At 72.2% G+C, this 16,293-nt stretch carries 15 protein-coding genes; 9 read left to right on the forward strand and 6 right to left on the reverse strand.

All coding sequences use genetic code 11. From position 1 onward, the window contains the following. Positions 1-23: 23 nt before the first annotated feature. A complete protein-coding gene (locus OG992_RS23200; RefSeq protein ID WP_238683055.1) occupies positions 24-512 on the reverse strand; it encodes an MSMEG_6728 family protein in 489 nt (162 codons plus the stop codon). A gap of 95 nt (positions 513-607) precedes the next feature. Here OG992_RS23200 and OG992_RS23205 point away from each other — a divergent pair, with 95 nt between their 5' ends. From OG992_RS23205 to OG992_RS23230, 7 genes are all read left to right on the forward strand, one after another. Continuing rightward, on the forward strand, positions 608-2,578 hold the full coding sequence (locus tag OG992_RS23205) for a TrkA family potassium uptake protein (protein ID WP_266304296.1): 1,971 nt from the start codon (positions 608-610) through the stop codon (positions 2,576-2,578). 39 nt (positions 2,579-2,617) lie between these two features. Beyond that, complete coding sequence (locus OG992_RS33920; protein WP_353962156.1) at positions 2,618-2,950, forward strand: DUF416 family protein; 333 nt, start codon at positions 2,618-2,620, stop codon at positions 2,948-2,950. Positions 2,951-3,067: 117 nt separating this feature from the next. Continuing rightward, on the forward strand, positions 3,068-3,358 hold the full coding sequence (locus OG992_RS23210) for a DUF1778 domain-containing protein (protein WP_238683057.1): 291 nt from the start codon (positions 3,068-3,070) through the stop codon (positions 3,356-3,358). A gap of 44 nt (positions 3,359-3,402) precedes the next feature. Continuing rightward, on the forward strand, positions 3,403-3,876 hold the full coding sequence (locus tag OG992_RS23215) for a GNAT family N-acetyltransferase (RefSeq protein WP_266304297.1): 474 nt from the start codon (positions 3,403-3,405) through the stop codon (positions 3,874-3,876). Between the two features lie 43 nt (positions 3,877-3,919). Then, positions 3,920-6,772 carry a BTAD domain-containing putative transcriptional regulator gene (locus OG992_RS23220; protein WP_266304298.1) on the forward strand — a complete coding sequence of 951 codons (2,853 nt, stop codon included), beginning with the start codon at positions 3,920-3,922 and terminating at the stop codon, positions 6,770-6,772. 30 nt (positions 6,773-6,802) lie between these two features. Next, complete coding sequence (locus OG992_RS23225) at positions 6,803-7,792, forward strand: ATP-binding cassette domain-containing protein (protein ID WP_266304299.1); 990 nt, start codon at positions 6,803-6,805, stop codon at positions 7,790-7,792. Continuing rightward, positions 7,789-8,574: an ABC transporter permease gene (locus OG992_RS23230; RefSeq protein ID WP_238683061.1), complete on the forward strand. Its 786-nt coding sequence runs from the start codon at positions 7,789-7,791 to the stop codon at positions 8,572-8,574. Before OG992_RS23225 ends, OG992_RS23230 begins: the two co-directional genes overlap by 4 nt. Positions 8,575-8,593: 19 nt before the next feature. Here the strand turns inward: OG992_RS23230 and OG992_RS23235 are convergent, their stop codons facing one another. Together OG992_RS23235 and OG992_RS23240 are read right to left on the reverse strand one after the other, a co-directional pair. Next, positions 8,594-9,829 (reverse strand): APC family permease, encoded by a 1,236-nt coding sequence (locus tag OG992_RS23235; protein ID WP_266304300.1) that lies wholly within the window; start codon positions 9,827-9,829, stop codon positions 8,594-8,596. 10 nt (positions 9,830-9,839) lie between these two features. Then, entirely contained in the window at positions 9,840-10,577 is a 738-nt protein-coding gene (locus OG992_RS23240) for a phosphatase PAP2 family protein (RefSeq protein ID WP_266305260.1), read from the reverse strand. Between the two features lie 120 nt (positions 10,578-10,697). Here OG992_RS23240 and OG992_RS23245 point away from each other — a divergent pair, with 120 nt between their 5' ends. Then, positions 10,698-11,921 carry a DUF4032 domain-containing protein gene (locus tag OG992_RS23245; protein ID WP_266304301.1) on the forward strand — a complete coding sequence of 408 codons (1,224 nt, stop codon included), beginning with the start codon at positions 10,698-10,700 and terminating at the stop codon, positions 11,919-11,921. Positions 11,922-12,174: 253 nt separating this feature from the next. Here the strand turns inward: OG992_RS23245 and nagA are convergent, their stop codons facing one another. The 3 genes from nagA to OG992_RS23260 are packed head-to-tail and all read right to left on the reverse strand — an operon-like array spanning position 12,175 to position 15,216. Beyond that, on the reverse strand, positions 12,175-13,284 hold the full coding sequence (gene nagA / locus OG992_RS23250; protein WP_266304302.1) for an N-acetylglucosamine-6-phosphate deacetylase: 1,110 nt from the start codon (positions 13,282-13,284) through the stop codon (positions 12,175-12,177). Further along, complete coding sequence (locus OG992_RS23255; RefSeq protein ID WP_266304303.1) at positions 13,281-14,231, reverse strand: ROK family protein; 951 nt, start codon at positions 14,229-14,231, stop codon at positions 13,281-13,283. The genes nagA and OG992_RS23255 overlap by 4 nt, the downstream gene beginning before the upstream one ends. A gap of 55 nt (positions 14,232-14,286) precedes the next feature. Beyond that, entirely contained in the window at positions 14,287-15,216 is a 930-nt protein-coding gene (locus OG992_RS23260; RefSeq protein ID WP_266304304.1) for an SIS domain-containing protein, read from the reverse strand. Between the two features lie 200 nt (positions 15,217-15,416). Between OG992_RS23260 and OG992_RS23265 the strand changes: the two genes are divergently transcribed. Further along, entirely contained in the window at positions 15,417-16,202 is a 786-nt protein-coding gene (locus OG992_RS23265; protein ID WP_091403015.1) for a DeoR/GlpR family DNA-binding transcription regulator, read from the forward strand. Positions 16,203-16,293 lie beyond the last annotated feature (91 nt).

A 16,293-nucleotide genomic window follows, 5' to 3' on the forward strand; every position in this document is an offset into this window, starting at 1 on the left:
GGCCCAGTCTGCCCCACCGTGGATCAGTCGGCTGGTAAGCAACGGCGGGGACGGTCGGAGGCCGGCCAGACGTACTCCAGATCCTCCGGCACGTCGTCGCCGAACAGCGGGCGGTAGTGCGTCGGGTCCTTGCGCAGCAGCGACGAGCGGTGACTCAGGTGCAGGTCGTCGCGGCCCAGCCACGGTGGCAGCTCACCGGCTCGGGCCAGCTCGTCCTGGCTCCGAACGACGCCGGCCCCGCAGGCTGCCGCGAGGTCGACGGTCATCGTGGTGGCGCAGGTGTCGGCCCGCCCCGGTTCGGTCCAGACCGCGCACATGTCCAGCCCGTACCGGACGAGCGCCTCCTCGTACCCGGCCCACATCTTCACCGCCGGATGGTTGCGCCAGCCGTACCCGGGTCGGGTGAGTCCACGCAGCACCTGGATGGCCTCCACCCGCTGCTTGCCGAGCCGCTTCTGATCCAGCGTGCGGGCGCTGGCCAGAAAGCCCGGGTACGGGAGGAACGTCTGCATGTCGCTGCTCTACCCGTCGCCGGGACGGACATACCTGCTCGCGGGATGATCCGGACGGGGTCGCCCACCGTGGCCGTGCTGATTACGATCCGGGCATGGCGGAGCCGTGGCGGGACCGGGCGCGACGGGCGGTCGAGTGGAACTGGCGGCTGCGGTCCGTCGGTGATCCACGCCCGCACTACGTGATCTGTGGCAAGGACGCGCTCGCCTACTACGTGGCCCGGGCGATGCTCGAATCCGAGCTGCCGGCGGGCGGGGCCCGGGTGACAGTCGTGGTGCCGGAGCGTTACCGCAGCAACGGGCCGGACGTGGCCGGGCTGCGCGGCGTCCGGGTGGTCCGCTCGGACCGGCTGGACGTGGCCACCTTCGAGGCCGCCGGTCTGGCCGGCGCGACCGGGCTGGCCCTCTTGCACCAGGACGACGTGGGCAACCTGCACGCCGCGCTCTGCGCCCAGGCTGTCGACCAGCGGGTCCGCCAGGTGCTGCGGATGTTCAACGGCACCCTCGCCGACGGCGTACGCAAGCTGCTCAAGGCCCCGGTCGAGGTGCTCTCCGACGCCGAGATGGCCGCGCCGGCGTTCGTGGCCGCCGCGCTGAACGAGGTCGACCCGAGTTCCTTCCAACACCGGGACAAGACGCTGCGGGTGGCGCGTCGGGCCGACGTCCGACAGCAGGACGTGGTCTGCGCGTTGGCGCACCTCAGCGAGGCGCAGGGGGTGGAGCTGCTGCCGGCCGAGCAGGCCGGCGCCGACCTGGTGCTCGCCGAGGCGACCGGTCAGCCACCGGCCACCGAGGTCGCCGCCCGCCGGTTGGTCCGGGCGCGTCGGCGCCGTCGTCCGGTAGCTGTGGTGCTGGGGGCGGTACGTGGCTTCGCCACCCGCAAGATCGGCATTGCGGTGATGGCGGTGCTCGCGCTGATCGCGGTGCTGGGGGCGCTGATCTCCCGGGCCGAGGACGTCTCTCCGCTGGAGGCGCTGTACCTGACGCTGGTCACCACGCTCAGCGGCGCCGACCCGGACACCACGAAGGCGGCGGACGCCCAGATCATGCAGGTGGTGCTCAACCTGGCCGGGTTGGCGCTGATCCCACTGATCACCGCCGTCGTGGTGGACGGCATCGTCAACGCCCGGCTGGCCCTGCACACCGGCCGCCTGCAACCCGCGCGGGTCGGGCACGTGGTGGTGATCGGCCTGGGCAACGTCGGCACCCGGGTGATGGCGCAGCTGCGCGAGTACGACGTCGAGGTGGTGGCGATCGACAAGGATCCGGAGCCACGCGGCGCCGCCCTGGCCCGCCAACTGGAGGTGCCGCTGATCGTCGGCGACGCCGCGTTGCCGGAGACACTCGTCGCCGCTTCGGTGGCCGACTGTCAGGCGCTGGTGGTGGCGTCCACCGACGACGTGGCCAACCTGGAGGCGGCGCTCGCTGCCCGCGACCTCCGCGCCGACCTGCGCGTGGTGCTTCGGCTCTTCGACGGTGACTTCGCCGAACGGGTGGAGGAGACCTTCGCGCTCGGCGTGTCCCGTTCGGTCTCCTACCTGGCCGCCCCGGCCTTCATCGGGGCGCTCACCGAACGCGCCGTGATCACCACGATCCCCGTCGACCGGCACGCGTTGCCGGTCGCCGAGGTGCCGGTCGCCGCCGGCTCCGAGTTGGACGGCCGACCGCTGGGTGTGGTCAACCGGGATGGGCAGGTCCGGCTGATCGCCCGCACCCCGGCCGGTGGTGCCAAGACCATCTGGTGGAAGGACCTGGACCCCCGGCAGGTGATCTTCGCCGGCGACCGGCTGACAGTCGTCGCCCGGCGGCGCGGGTTGGACTGGCTGACGCGGCAGTGCGCCCCGCCGGCCCACCCGGTCCCGGTCCCCCGACCGGCCGGGGCGGTCCACGGCGGGGTGCACACCCCGGCGGCGGCGTCTCCCGCGGTGCCGGGCCAGACGGACCCGGGGGTCGGCGTGGCGCACCCCGTTGCGCCAGCCGGGGGCGCTTCCTCGACAATCGCTGGCGGCCCGCCGGACGACTTCGAGTCGACCCGCCGTCATGACGAGGCCGGTGAGGTGAGCTGACACCGCCGGCGCAGCCGACCATTCGACGCGGAGGCGTTCTTGGGCAAGGAGACTGAGCCCACTCGTCGTACTGAAGCTGGAGCAGCGTCTACCGAGAGCTTCGACGGTCAGCGGCTGCGCACGGTCCTTACCGCACTGGAACCGTGGCAGCGTGTTGCGTTCGCGGTTAGTTGCGTCGAGGTTCTGGTGCCGTCCTACACAAAGTTCAGCGAACCGGACCAGGTCGGTGACGCTGACCTCGTCCAGGCCAGCGTCGATGCTGTCTGGTCGGCCTTGGCGGGTAATCAGCCGGCCGTGCACCATTCCGAGTTGCCGGGCCGAGGCTCTCACAATTCTCGGACACCCGGCCGGCGACCGGACAGCAGTCGCTGAGCTTCGCGCCGCTGCTCGACGAACTCCAGTTGGTGGTGTCCTGTAACTGCGGTGGGACGACGCGTGTTAGCGGCGATCCGACTTTGTCGGGGCGTACGTTGTGCGTACAATCGGGTGGTGAGTGCGAAGGCGGAGCGGCTGCACCTGCGGGTGGATGAGCAGCAGAAGGCGTTGCTGGAGGCGGCCAGTCAAGCCGCCGGGGACAGCGTCTCGACGTTCGTGTTGAAGGCGGCGACCGAGGCCGCGGCGGATGTGCTCGCCGACCGGCGGGCGTTCCTGCTCGACGAGGACGCCTGGCGGGTCTTCGACGAGGCGTTGCAGGGGCCGGCCCAGGACGTCGCCGGGCTGCGGGAACTGTTGACCGGCCCGACGGTGCTCGACCCGCCGACTGATGGTGCGCCACTGTGAGTTCCCGCTTCTCGGCGGTCGAGCCGCTGTCGACCGAGTTCGCGGTGACCGGGTTCGACTGCGGATCCCGCGCGCAATCGGTGTGGCTGGTCGAGCATGCCCTGCAAGCCCATCGGGCGGGCTTGTCCCGGGTGTACGCGGTGCGGGACAACGAGCACCCCGACCAGCGAGTGGCCGGCTACTACGCCCTGGCTGCCGGCAGCGTCGTCCCCGCCGATGCCTCGCCTCGCCTGCAGCAGGGGGCCGGCCGCTACCACCAACCGGTGGTGATCCTGACTCGGCTCGGGGTCGACCGCAGCGCCCAGGGCGTCGGACTGGGCCGAGCCCTGGTGGTCGACGCACTGCGGCGGATAGCCGCCGCCTCCGAGGTCATCGGCGTACGTGCTGTGCTCATTCACTGTGAGACGGAAGCCGCCCGCGACTTCTATCAGGGGCTGGCGAAGTTTGAGGCCAGCCCTACCGACCCCATGCACCTGTTGCTGCTGATGAAGGACCTTCGCCGCGCGGTCAACGGCTGATCGGTCAGCCGGAACCGGCCGGAGCTGAGCGACAATCGACGGCATGCGTTTCCGCATCCTGGGGCCGACCCAGGTGGTACTGGCCGACGGGCGAGAGGTCCCCGTGGGCGGTCCGCGGCTGCGCGCCCTGCTGGCGCTCCTCCTGCTCGACGCGGGTCGGGTGGTCTCCGCGGAGCGCCTGATCGACGGCCTGTACGGTGAGCATCCGCCCCGGGGTGCTGCCAACGCGCTCCAGTCCCAGGTGTCGCGGCTACGCCAGGCCCTGCCCGCCGGGCACGACCCGGTCGAGTTCCACCCGGCCGGTTACCGCCTGGCCGTGGACCCCGACGATGTCGACGCGTACCGGTTCGAACGGCTCGCCGGGGCGGGACGCCGCGCGCTCATCGACGGCGACTGGCCCCGGGCGGCGACGGTGTTGCGCGAGGCGCTGGAGCTGTGGCGTGGTCCCGCCCTGGCCGACGCCATCGGCGCAGCCGGCGTGCCCGCCCAGGCGGCCCGGCTGGACGAACTGCGGTTGGCCGCCATCGAGGATCGGGTCGAGGCGGACCTGGCGTTGGGCGCACAGAGCGCGCTGATCGCGGAGTTGCGGGAGTTGGTCGTCGCGCATCCCCTGCGGGAGCGCTCGCGGAGCCAGCTCATGCGTGCCCTGGCGGCACTGGGTCGGCCGGCGGAGGCGCTGGCAGAGTTCGAGGACGCTCGGCACACGCTGGCCGATCAGCTCGGCGTCGACCCATCGGCGGAACTGGCTGGCGTTCACCTGGCGGTGCTGCGTGGGCAGGAACGCCTGTCGGCCGAATCGGTGCTGCCGAGTCAACTCACCACCTTCGTCGGACGCGAGGAGGAGCTCAAGCGCATCGGCGACCTGCTCGGCGAGCGACGGCTCGTCACCCTCACCGGCCCCGGGGGCGCGGGCAAGACGCGCCTGGCGATCGAGGCCGCGGGCAGGGTCGACGGGGAGGTCCGCTTCGTCGAGCTGGCCGGCCTGGCCGACGGGTCGGACGTTCCGCAGGCGGTGCTGAGCGCGCTCGGCCTGCGCGACGCCGGCCTGCGCGGTCCGGCCGAGCCGGGCTGGCAGACCGTCGACCGGTTGGTCGAGGCGCTCGTCGAGCGGCGACTGCTGCTGGTGCTCGACAACTGTGAGCACGTCCTCGTCGACGCGGCCCGGCTGGCGGCCCGGTTGCTGAGCGCGTGCCCGGCGTTGCGCGTCCTGGCCACCAGTCGGGAGCCGCTCGGGCTGGCCGGTGAGGCGCTGTGCCCGCTGTCCGGGCTCACAGTGCCACCGCTCGGCGCGTCCGCGTTGGACGCCGACGACTACGCGGCGGTCGGTCTCTTCGCCCAACGGGCCGCCGACGTCGCCCCCGACTTCACCGTCACGCCGGCCAACGTCGAGATGGTGCTGCGGATCTGTCGCGGCCTGGACGGCCTGCCGTTGGCGATCGAATTGGCCGCCGCGCGGCTGCGCGCGTTGTCCGTCGCCGAGGTGGCCGCCCGTCTCGACGATCGGTTCCGGCTGTTGTCGACGGGCAACCGGGCCGTGTCGCCGCGACACCGCACCCTGCGGGCGGTGGTCGAGTGGAGTTGGGATCTGCTCGACGACGCCGAACGGGAAGTGGCCCGACGACTGACCGTCTTCGCCGGTGGGGCCACGCTGGAGGCGGCCGAGCGGGTCTGCGGCCTGCCCACCGCCGAGTTCGTCGACGCGCTCACCGGTCTGGTCGACAAGTCCTTCGTGGAGATGACCGGCGGCCGGTACCGGATGCTCGAAACGGTGCGGGCCTTCTGCGCCGAGCGTCTCGCCGAGGCCGGCGAGGCCGACCAACTCCGTCGCGCACACACCGCGTACTTCCTGGAGTTCGCCTGGACCGCCAGCGACCACCTCCGGTGTGTCGAACAGCTGCACTGGCTGCGACTGCTGGACGCGGAGCGGGACAACCTGCACGCGGCGTTGCGCCGGGCCACCGCGGCCGGTGACGCGTCCGACGCGGCCGGGATGGTCGCGGCCCTGTCGTTCTACTGGTGGCTGCGCGGCATGCGCGGGGAAGGGGCGCGGCTCGCCGGCGACGTTCTCGAACTGCTCGGCACCGAGGCGCCGCCGGGGCTGGGTGAGGAATTCGCCCTCTGCGTCTACAACGCCTCGCTGACCGGCTCCGGCCCTCTGCCGTCCCTCGGGACGCAGCGGTCCGTGATCCGCAGCCTCGACCGGCCGCCCCGCCAGCCCTTCCTGCTGTACCTGTCGGGGATCTCGACCGGACCGCCGTCCGGCGGTGCCGAGGATGTCGACGAGCTGATGGGGGAGCTGCGCCGGCTGGTCGGCCCGGACCCGTGGATCAACGCGCTCGGCGCGATGGGCAGCGGCTCGGCGCTGATGTGGAGCGACCAACGGGACCGGGCCAGGGCCGCGCTGGCCACCGCGCTCGACGGCTTCCGTGGCACCGGGGACCGGTGGGGCACCATGATCACGCTCGGTGCGCTCGGCGAGCTGGCCGCCTGGCAGGGCGATGCGGAGACCGCGGGCGCCCACATGGACGAGGCCATGGGATTGGTCGAGGCGCTCGGGTCGGCCGTCGACCAGGCCGACATGCTGCGTACCCGGGGCGAGACAAGGCTGCGCGCCGGTGACCTCGCGGCGGCGCACGACGACTTCGCCGGTGCCCTGCTCCTCGCGCAGCGCAGCGGCGCGCCCGAGTTCGTGGCCAGCGCCCGGCTCGGTCTCGCCCAGGTGGCCCGGGTGCGCGGGGACCTGGCCGCGGCGAGGCTGTACTGCGAGGAGGCGTTGGCCGGTGGCCTCACCGGCTGGTACGTCGGCGAGGCCGCCCGTGCGGAGATCATTCTCGTCCTGAAGGAGATCACCGAGGCGGAGAAGGCCGGTGCGCCGCCGTCAGCGAACGGTGCGTGATCCGTCAGCGCCCGGCCGCATCGTGGGGGCATGACGACATTCGAAGTGGTCGCCGAGGGTCTGGGCAAGCGGTACGGCCCGACCCGCGCGCTCGACACGTTCGACCTGACAGTGCCGCCCGGCACGGTCCACGGACTGCTGGGGCCGAACGGCGCTGGCAAGACGACTGCCGTACGGATCCTCACCACGCTGCTGCGCTTCGACACGGGACGGGCCACAGTGGCCGGGTACGACGTGGCGCGCCGGCCGGACGAGGTGCGCGCCCGGATCGGGCTGACCGGGCAGTACGCAGCGGTCGACGAGATCCTCAGCGGCCGGCAGAACCTGGAGCTGTTCGGCCGGTTGTTCCGGCTCGGCCGACGGGAGGCCCGCCGACGCGCCGGTGAGCTGCTGGAACGGTTCGGGCTCGACGAGGCGGCGAGTCGTTCCGCCGGTGAGTACTCGGGTGGGATGCGTCGCCGACTGGACCTTGCCGCGAGCCTGATCCGTACGCCGCGGGTGCTGTTCCTGGACGAGCCGACGACCGGCCTGGACCCGCGCAGCCGCAACCAGGTGTGGGACCTGGTCCGCGGTCTCGTGGCGGACGGGACGACGGTGCTGCTCACCACGCAGTACTTGGAGGAGGCCGATCAGCTCGCCGACCGGATCTCGGTGATCGACGCCGGCCGGGTGGTGGCCGAGGGTTCACCCGACCAGCTGAAGGCGATGACAGGTGGCGACCGGATCGAGGTGGTGGTCCGCGACGCGGCCGAGCTGAGCCAGGCGGCCCGCCTCGTCGCGCCGATCTGCGGTGCGGAGCCCGAACTCGACAGGGAGGTCCGACGGCTCAGCGTGCCGGTGCTCGATCGCGTCACCGGCCTGGTCGACGTGGTTCGCGCGCTGGACGACGCCGGGATCGCTGTCGAGGACATCGGTCTGCGGCGCGCGACGTTGGACGAGGCGTTCCTGCACCTGACCGGGCACCGGCCGGACGACACCCGCGAGTCCGTCGGGGCCGGACGAACTGTGGAGATGGCATGACCACCGCGATCGCTGACGGCTGGACGATGACCAGGCGGAACATGACTCACGTGGTCCGCGCTCCCGAGGAGCTGATCCTCTACTTCTCGCTGCCGATCATGTTCGTGCTGGTCTTCGGGTACGTGTTCGGCAGCGGCATGCAGGTGGCGGGTGGCGGCGACTACCGCGAGTTCCTGCTGCCCGGGGTCTTCGTGATGACGATGCTCTACGGGCTGGGGGCCACCGCGACCGGCGTGGCGCTCGACCTCAGCCGGGGCGTGGTCGACCGGTTCCGGTCGATGCCGATGGCACGGTCCGCCCTGATGACCGGTCGCAGCGCCGCCGACCTGCTGCGCGCCCTGCTGGAGATGTCCACCCTCCTGGTGTGTGGCCTGCTCGTCGGGTGGCAGTGGCGGCAGGGTGTCGGCAAGGCGATGCTCGCCGTCGGCCTCCTCCTGCTGCTGCGAATCGCGATCACCTGGGTCGGGATCTACCTGGCGTTGCTGGTCCGCAACCCGGACACGGTCGGCGTGATCGTCTTCCCGGCGGCGTTCCCGTTGAGCGCGATCTCCAACGTCTTCGTGTCGCCCGAGCTGATGCCCCCGGTCATCGGGACGATCTCGGAGTGGAATCCGTTGTCGGCCACCGTCGCGGCGATCCGTGAACTGTTCGGCAACCCGGGCCTGGGTGGCGACTCCTGGCCGGCGGAGCACGCGATGCTGTTGGCGGTGCTGTGGCCGGTGCTGCTGATCGCGACGTTCGCCCCGCTGGCCGTGCGCCGCTACCAGCGGTTGAGCCGTTGACTCCGGCCGTCGGCCTCGGTCAGCGGCGGGCCGGCAGCGCGTAGAAGGCGGCACCGACGGCGAGCACACCGAAGCCGACGAGAACGCTGCCCAGCGGCAGGTTGACCGCCAGCAGCAGACAACCGAAGAGCCCCAGACCGGCCAGCACCCGGACCGGCAACCGTCGGTCCGGGTCGCGGCCCAGTGTGAGCGCAGCGGCGTTGGTGATCGCGTAGTAGACCAGCACCGTGCAGCTGGAGAAGCCGATCGCGTCGCGTACGTCGCCGAGCAGCACCACCACGATCACCACGGCGGCGACCGCCAGTTCGGCGCGGTGCGGCACCTGGTGCACCGGGTGCACGGCGGCCAGCGCGCCGGGCAGGTCACGGCGGCGGGCCATGGCGAGGGTGGTCCGACCGACCCCGGCGACCAGGGACAGCAGCACCCCGACGACCGCGATGGTGGCACCGGCGCGGACCACCCACGCCAGGCCGGGCAGCCCGGCGGCGGTCACCACGTCGACCAGGGGCGCTGCGGAGTCGGCCAGCCGGTCGGCGCCGAGCACGCCGAGGGCGACCACGGCCAGCACCAGGTAGATCACGAGCACCACTCCGAGCGCCAGCGGCACCGCGCGCGGGATGGTCCGCTGCGGGTCGCGGACCTCCTCGCCCAGCGTGGCGATCCGGGCATACCCGGCGAAGGCGAAGAACAGCAACCCGGCGGCGGTGAGCACGCCCCGCGCCGAACCGCCGGGCTCGCCGAGCCGGTCCAGATGCACAGGCCCACCGACCAGGCCGACGACGGCGACCAACGCCAGCACCGCCAGCACCAGCGCGACCAACGCCCTGGTCACTGTGGCGGTCTTGCCGATGCCGCGCAGGTTCACTGCGGTCACCGCGAGCACCGCGCCGGCGGCGACCAGCCGGGCCTGGCCCGGCCAGAGGTACGCCCCGACGGTCAACGCCATCGCGGCGCAACTCGCCGTCTTGCCGACCACGAAGCCCCAGCCGGCGAGGAATCCGGCGAACGGCCCGAGGCGCTCCCGGCCGTAGACGTAGGTGCCGCCGGACTCCGGGTAACGGGCCGCGAGCCGCGCCGAACTTGTCGCGTTGCAGAAGGCGACGAATCCGGCCAGCACCAGCGCGGGCAGCAGACCGGCACCGCCGGCCGCCGCCACCGCCGGGCCGAAGACCACGAAGACGCCCGCACCCAGCATCGAGCCCAGCCCGATGACAACCGCATCGGGTACGCCCAGCCGCCGCGCCAGTTGATCCACGTACCAGAACCTAGGGGTACGAGGTGAACGGGCGATCCCACTCGCGTAACCGGCCGGGGAGCGGCACGCCGTCCCAGGGTGCCCGGTGCAGCAGACGGTCCAGGAGCAGGCCCAGCAGCAGCCCGGCCACCGAGTCGGTCAGCCAGTGCCAGCCGAGGTAGGTGGTGGTGGTGAGGACGACCAGCGGCGGCACGACGCGGATCACTGTGACGAGCCGGGTCGGCAGGTGGCGGCCGAAGCTGCGGGCCAGCGGGGCGAGCAGCAGCGCGATGACCCCGTACCAGACGATCGCGTTGGCGACGTGCCCCGACGGGTAGGACTGGGCGAACCGCACCGGCAGGTCGTCGTGGAACAGCGGCAGGGTCTGCTCGGGTGTCAGGAACGGCTCCTTGACGCTGGCGCTCGGTGCCGCCCGCGCGGTCCAGATCTTGAGTGGGCCGATCGTCAGGTTGGTCAGCACGAACGCGACCACCGGAGGCAGGATCGGTCGCACCGACTGCAGCCGGACGGCCAGCAGCACGCCCAGCCCGGCGGCGATCAACGTCAGTGGGGTGCCCTGGCCGAGGAAGTTCAGCACCCGGGCGACCCAGTACGCGGCGGCCGGCCGGTGCCCGTCGGCCCAGTCGGCGACCGCCCGGTCCAATCCCAAGAACTGGTCTGCGGCGAGCGCCACCGTCAACCCGACCAGACCGACCAGCAGGAGCGCGTCGAACCACCAGCCGGCCGGGCGGACGGGCCGTAGCCGCAGGTCACGTCGTACCGCTGTGGGTTTGAGCACGCGACCACGCTACCGGCCCGGCGCGAGGCCGCGGTGCGCGGCGCTGTGGGCCCAACCACGATCAGGAGCGGATGCGGGGGGCGACCAGTCATGCTTGTGCCCGTGCGGATCACGTCTGCCCTCGTGGACCCGGCGCTGCTCGACCTGCCCTGGTCGACACCGCTGGAGGAGTGGCCTGCCCAACACCTGGTGGCGCTGCCGCAGGGCATCTCCCGGCACATCGTCCGCTTTGTCCGCTTGGGCGACTACGTGTACGCGTTCAAGGAGACCCGCGAGCGGATCGCCGAGCGGGAGTACGACCTGCTCCGGGCCCTGGAGCGGATCGACTTTCCCTCGGTCGAGGCGGTGGCTGTCGTCGCCGACCGGCAGACCGAGGACGGGGAGCCGCTCGAATCGGTGCTGATCACCCGGCATCTGCAGTTCTCACTGCCGTACCGGGCGCTCTTCTCACACACCCTTCGACCGGAGACGATGAGCCGGCTGCTCGACGCGCTCGCCGCCCTGATCGTGCGGATGCACCTGACCGGCTTCTTCTGGGGCGACTGCTCGCTGTCGAACACGCTGTTCCGGCGGGACGCTGGCGCCTTCGCCGCCTACCTGGTGGACGCGGAGACGGGTGCCCTGCACAACAAGCTCTCCAACGGTCAGCGCGGCGAGGACCTGGAGATCGCCCGGGTGAACATCTTCGGTGAGGCGCTGGACCTGCAGGCCGCCGGTCTGCTGCACGAGTCCATCGACCCGGAGGTGGTCTGCGAGGAGGTCGTGCAGCGCTACGAGCGGCTCTGGCACGAGATCACCTATGAGCAGGCGATCGAGCGGGAGGCCCGGCACGACATCGAGGGCCGGATCCGCCGCCTCAACGAGTTGGGTTTCGACGTCGCCGAGGTGGCCATGTCGTCAATCGACGACGGGCGGTTCCTGGTTCGGCCGAAGGTCGTCGACGCCGGCTACCACACCCGGCGGCTGCTGCGGCTGACCGGCCTGGACGCCGAGGAGAACCAGGCCCGCAAGCTGCTCAACGACCTGGACGCCTACCGCGCGGAGAGCGACCTGATGGACGAGCAGCAGGCCGCCCACCGCTGGCTCACCGAGGTCTTCGAGCCGGTGGTCCGTGCCGTCCCCGCGCACCTGCGCCGCAAGCTGGAGCCGCAGGAGCTGTTCGCCCAGATCATCGAGCACAAGTGGCTGCTCTCCGAGAAGGCGGGCCGGGACGTCGGCATGCGCCACGCGGTCCAGTCGTACCTGTCCGACGTGCTGGTGCACCGCCCCGACGAGCAGGCCGTCCTCGGCGTCGACGTCCCCGCCATCGGTTGAGCTGGGCCTCCGCCTGCTCCCCATGGCGTTGGGAGTATGTGCTGGGGGCCTTTGGAGCTGATGTCGCAAACGAATCGGCGCGGGGCCGCCTCACGTCCGGTCGTCGAACCTGTCGGTACGAGCTGATGTTCGGTACGAGGCTGATGTTCGGTACGAGGCTGATGTCGTAAGCGATTCAGCTCCAAAGGCTCCGCGTCGCACCTCGGCTCGGCCGAGACGACCCGGCGGATGCGAGCGGCCACGGGTGCCTTCGTCACTCCACCCAGGAGCCGCCGCGCAGCACCCGCACCACGTTGAGGTCGTCGTCGAGCACCACCAGGTCGGCGCGGAGGCCCACCTGGAGGGACCCGACCCGGTCACCCAGGCCGATGGCCCGCGCCGGGGTGGTCGCCACCATCCGTGCGGCGTCGGCAATCGGGATTCCGGCGTTCACGGCGTGCCGCAGCGCGGCGTCCATTGTCAGCGTGCTGCCGGCGATAGCGCCGTCACGGGCGAGTCGGGCCACCCCGTCGGCGACGGTGACAGCCTGGCCGCCCAGCTCGTACTCGCCGTCGGGCATGCCGGCGGCGGCCATCGCGTCGGTGATCAGCGCGGCGCGGTCCGGGCCGGCGGTCGCGGTGGCGAAGGTCAGCATGCCGTCGTGCAGGTGAATCCCGTCGGCGACCAGCTCGCAGATCACAGTGGGCGCGTCGAGCAGGGCCACCACCGGCCCCGGCTCACGGTGGTGCACCGGCCGCATGCCGTTGAACAGGTGGGTGCCGACGCTGGCGCCGGCGGCGACCGCGGCGCGGGTCTGCTCGTACGTGGCGTCGGTGTGGCCCACCGCCGCCACCACCCGCTGCGCGGTGAGCAGCTTGATCGCCTCCAGCGCGCCGTCGCGCTCCGGGGCGAGGGTGACCATGCGGATCGCGCCCCGGCCCAGCTTGATCAGCTCGGTCAGCTCGTCGGTCGACGGGTCGCGCAGGTACTCCGGGTTCTGCGCGCCGCAACGGGCGGCCGACAGGTACGGCCCCTCGAAGTGGACCCCCGCCAACACGCCCTCCTCGACCAACGGGGCGAACGCCTCGGTGGCCGTACGCATTAGTGGAAAGGGCGCGCTGACCAGGCTGGCCAGCAGCGTGGTGGTGCCGTGGGCGAGGTGGAAGTCGGCCGCCGCGCGGGCCTCGTCCGCGTCCCCGGTGGTGAACGTGTGCCCGCCACCGCCGTGCGTGTGCATGTCCACGAAGCCGGGCACGATCCAGTGCCCGTCGCGCACCGACGGATATTCGGTCACCGCTGTGATCCGATCACCGTCCCACTCGACGCAGCCCTGCCGGACGACTCCGGTCGGGGTCACCACTCGGCCGTTCACCCGTACGGTCATCGCTTCTCCCGATTGTCACGGACACCCACGGCGTCCAGGGCGAGCAGGGCGGCACCGAGGCAACCGGCCTCGTCGCCGAGGGCTGCCGCGACCAGTCGCGGCTCCCGGTGGAAGGTCATCCGTTCGTGCAGCGCGGCCCGCAGCGGGGTCAGCAGCCGGTCCCCGGCCTGGGCCAGGCCGCCGCCCAGCACGATCGTCGCCACGTCGAACAGCGCCTGCCCGCTGGCGAGGCCGTCGGCGAGCGCCTCGACCGCCTCCTGCCAGACCTGGCCGGCGAGCTGTTCGCCGGCTGCGGCCCGCTCGGCCACCTCGGCCGCGGTCACCGGGGCGTCCGCGGTGTCGCCGGCCAGTTCGGCGTAGCGGCGGCCGACGGCGGCGGCCGACGCGACCGCCTCCAGGCAGCCGGGGCGGCCGCAGCCGCAGCGCGGACCGTCGGGCCGAACCAGGATGTGGCCGATCTCCCCGGCGGCGCCGTGGGCCCCCACCGCAGCCGTGCCATCCACGACGTGCGCGGCGGCGATGCCGGTGCCGATGGCCACGAACAGCACGTGCCCGGTGCCGCGTCCGGCGCCGAGCCGGGCCTCGGCGAGACCACCGACACGCACGTCGTGGCCGAGGGCCGCCGGCAGGCCGAGCCGTCGCACCGTCAGGTCCCGCAGGGGTACGTCCCGGAAGCCCACGTTCGCCGACCACACCGCGACGCCGCGTGCCTCGTCCACGACCCCGGGCACGGCGATGCCGACAGCGATCGGGGTGAGCCCGTCGGCGCGGGCCTTGTCGGCCAGCCCGCCGGCCACGTTCAGGATGGTGCCGACCACGGCGGCCGGGCCGCGCGCGGCCTCGGTGGGGTGTCGTTCGGTGCGCACCACGACGCCGTCCGGTCGGACCAGGGCGCACTTCATGCCGGTGCCGCCGACGTCCAGCGCAACGACCACGCGGTCGCTCACGGCGCCAGCTCGGTTCGCGACCGCGGGGCTCGCAACCCCGGCTCACTCCTCGCGCTCACGCCAACACCACGGACCGGGTCAGGTGGCGGGGCGCGTCCGGGTCGAGGCCCCGGCTGGTGGCCAGCGCGACAGCGAAGCGCTGCGCCAGGATCAGGTCGGCCATCGGGTCGACCGGGGTACGGCCGGCGGACCAGCTGCCCAGCACCGTGCGCCAGCCGTGCGTGCGGCTGTGCACGAAGGCCGCGCCGGTGGCCGCCACGTCCTCGGGCAGCCCGTCGGGCAGCTCACCGAACGCCCAGACCAGCCGGCCCGGCGCGGCGACCGAGATGGGCCCGTGCCGGTAGTCCATCGCCGGGTACGCCTCGGCCCAGAAGGTGGCCGCCTCGCGGCACTTCAGCGCCGCCTCCTGGGCCAGCCCGATCGTCCACCCCCGACCGAGGAAGGTGACCTGTTCGATGGTGGCCGGGTCGATCGGCAGGGGAGATCGCACCGCCACCTCGGCGTCGGCGGCGAGCGCTGTCACCGGGTCGCCGAGCTGGGCCCGGAGCAGTGCCAGCGCGGTGGTCGCGAAGCGGGTCTGCACCACCGACCGTTCGTCGGCGAAGGGCAGGGCCACGGTGGCGGCGGCCAGCTCGACCGCCGGGGATGTGGGGTCGCCGACGATGACTGTGGTGGGTGTCCGTCCGCGCAGCGCGGCGAGCAGTTCCAGCACCTCTGTGGTGGTGCCGGAACGGGTGATCGCGATCAGCCGGTCGTAGCGGCGGCCGGCGGGAAACTCGGACGCCTGGAACGCGTCGGTCTCACCCTGGCCGGCCTGCTCGCGGCGGGCCGCGTACGCCATCGCCATGAACCACGACGTGCCGCAACCGACGACGGCGACCCGTTCCCCGGGGCGTGGCAGGTCACCGCGTACGACCTCGGCCAGCCCGGCCGCCTCCCGCCAGCAGTCGGGTTGGCTCGCGATCTCCGCGTCCACGTACGCCATGGGAAACTCCTCGCAGGGCCGACCGGTGCGCAATACGGCTCGTTAGACCCGCATTTCGCGCGTTATTCTGCGCGAACGCGGGTGACCATGGCAACCGGCCGGCCGATCGCGCAGGTCAGTCTTTTGCGCCAGCCCAGTTTCGCGCACTAGTGTGCACGCAATCAATCACCGTCCGTGCAGTTGCTGGGAGGGCCCCCGCAGTGGACCGGTACGCCAGATGGAACGCCCTGCTCGAAATGCTGACCGACAACGGCCGGGTCAGCGTCGAGGCGGCAGCCGAGCGGCTGGACGTCTCCCAGGCCACCATCCGGCGTGACTTCGACCAGCTCGCGCAGCAGCAAATGATCACGAGGACCCGGGGTGGCGCGGTCGCCAACGGCGTGTCGTACGACCTGCCGCTGCGCTACAAGACGGCCAAGCACTCGGCCGAGAAGCAGCGGATCGGGGCGGCCGCCGCCGCGCTCGTCACGCCGGGCACCGTGGTCGGCCTGAACGGCGGCACCACCAGCACCGAGGTGGCGAGGGCTCTCGCCGTCCGACCGGATCTGAACACCAGCGCCGAGGGTGCCCAGCTCACAGTGGTGACAAACGCGCTGAACATCGCCAACGAGCTGCTGGTCCGATCCCGGATGAAGGTGGTCGTGGCCGGCGGCGTGGTGCGCCCGAAGTCGTTCGAGCTGGTCGGCCCGCTGGGTGGGGCGCTGCTGCGCGAGGTCACCCTGGACGTCGCCCTGCTCGGCGTGGACGCGATCGACCCGCAGCTCGGCGCCGCCGCCCACCACGAGGGGGAGGCGGCGATGAACAACCTGATGGTGGCCCGCGCCAAGCGTGTCGTGATCATCGCGGACTCGTCCAAGCTGGGCGGTCACGCCTTCGCCCGGATCTGCCCGGTCGAGCGGGTGGAGACGCTGGTGACCGACTCCGGTGCCGCGCCGGAGGTGGTTGACGCGTTCCGCGCCGCCGGCGTACAGGTCATCTGCGCCTGAGAGGTCACGCTGCGTCGATGAACCAGCCTGATCGGCGCGTCGATGCATACCGCGTATTGCGCGCTTCTGCATACCGCGTATGGTGTCGGCT

The sequence above is a fragment of the Micromonospora sp. NBC_00362 genome, assembly GCF_026342155.1.
Classification (GTDB): Bacteria; Actinomycetota; Actinomycetes; order Mycobacteriales; family Micromonosporaceae; genus Micromonospora; species Micromonospora hortensis.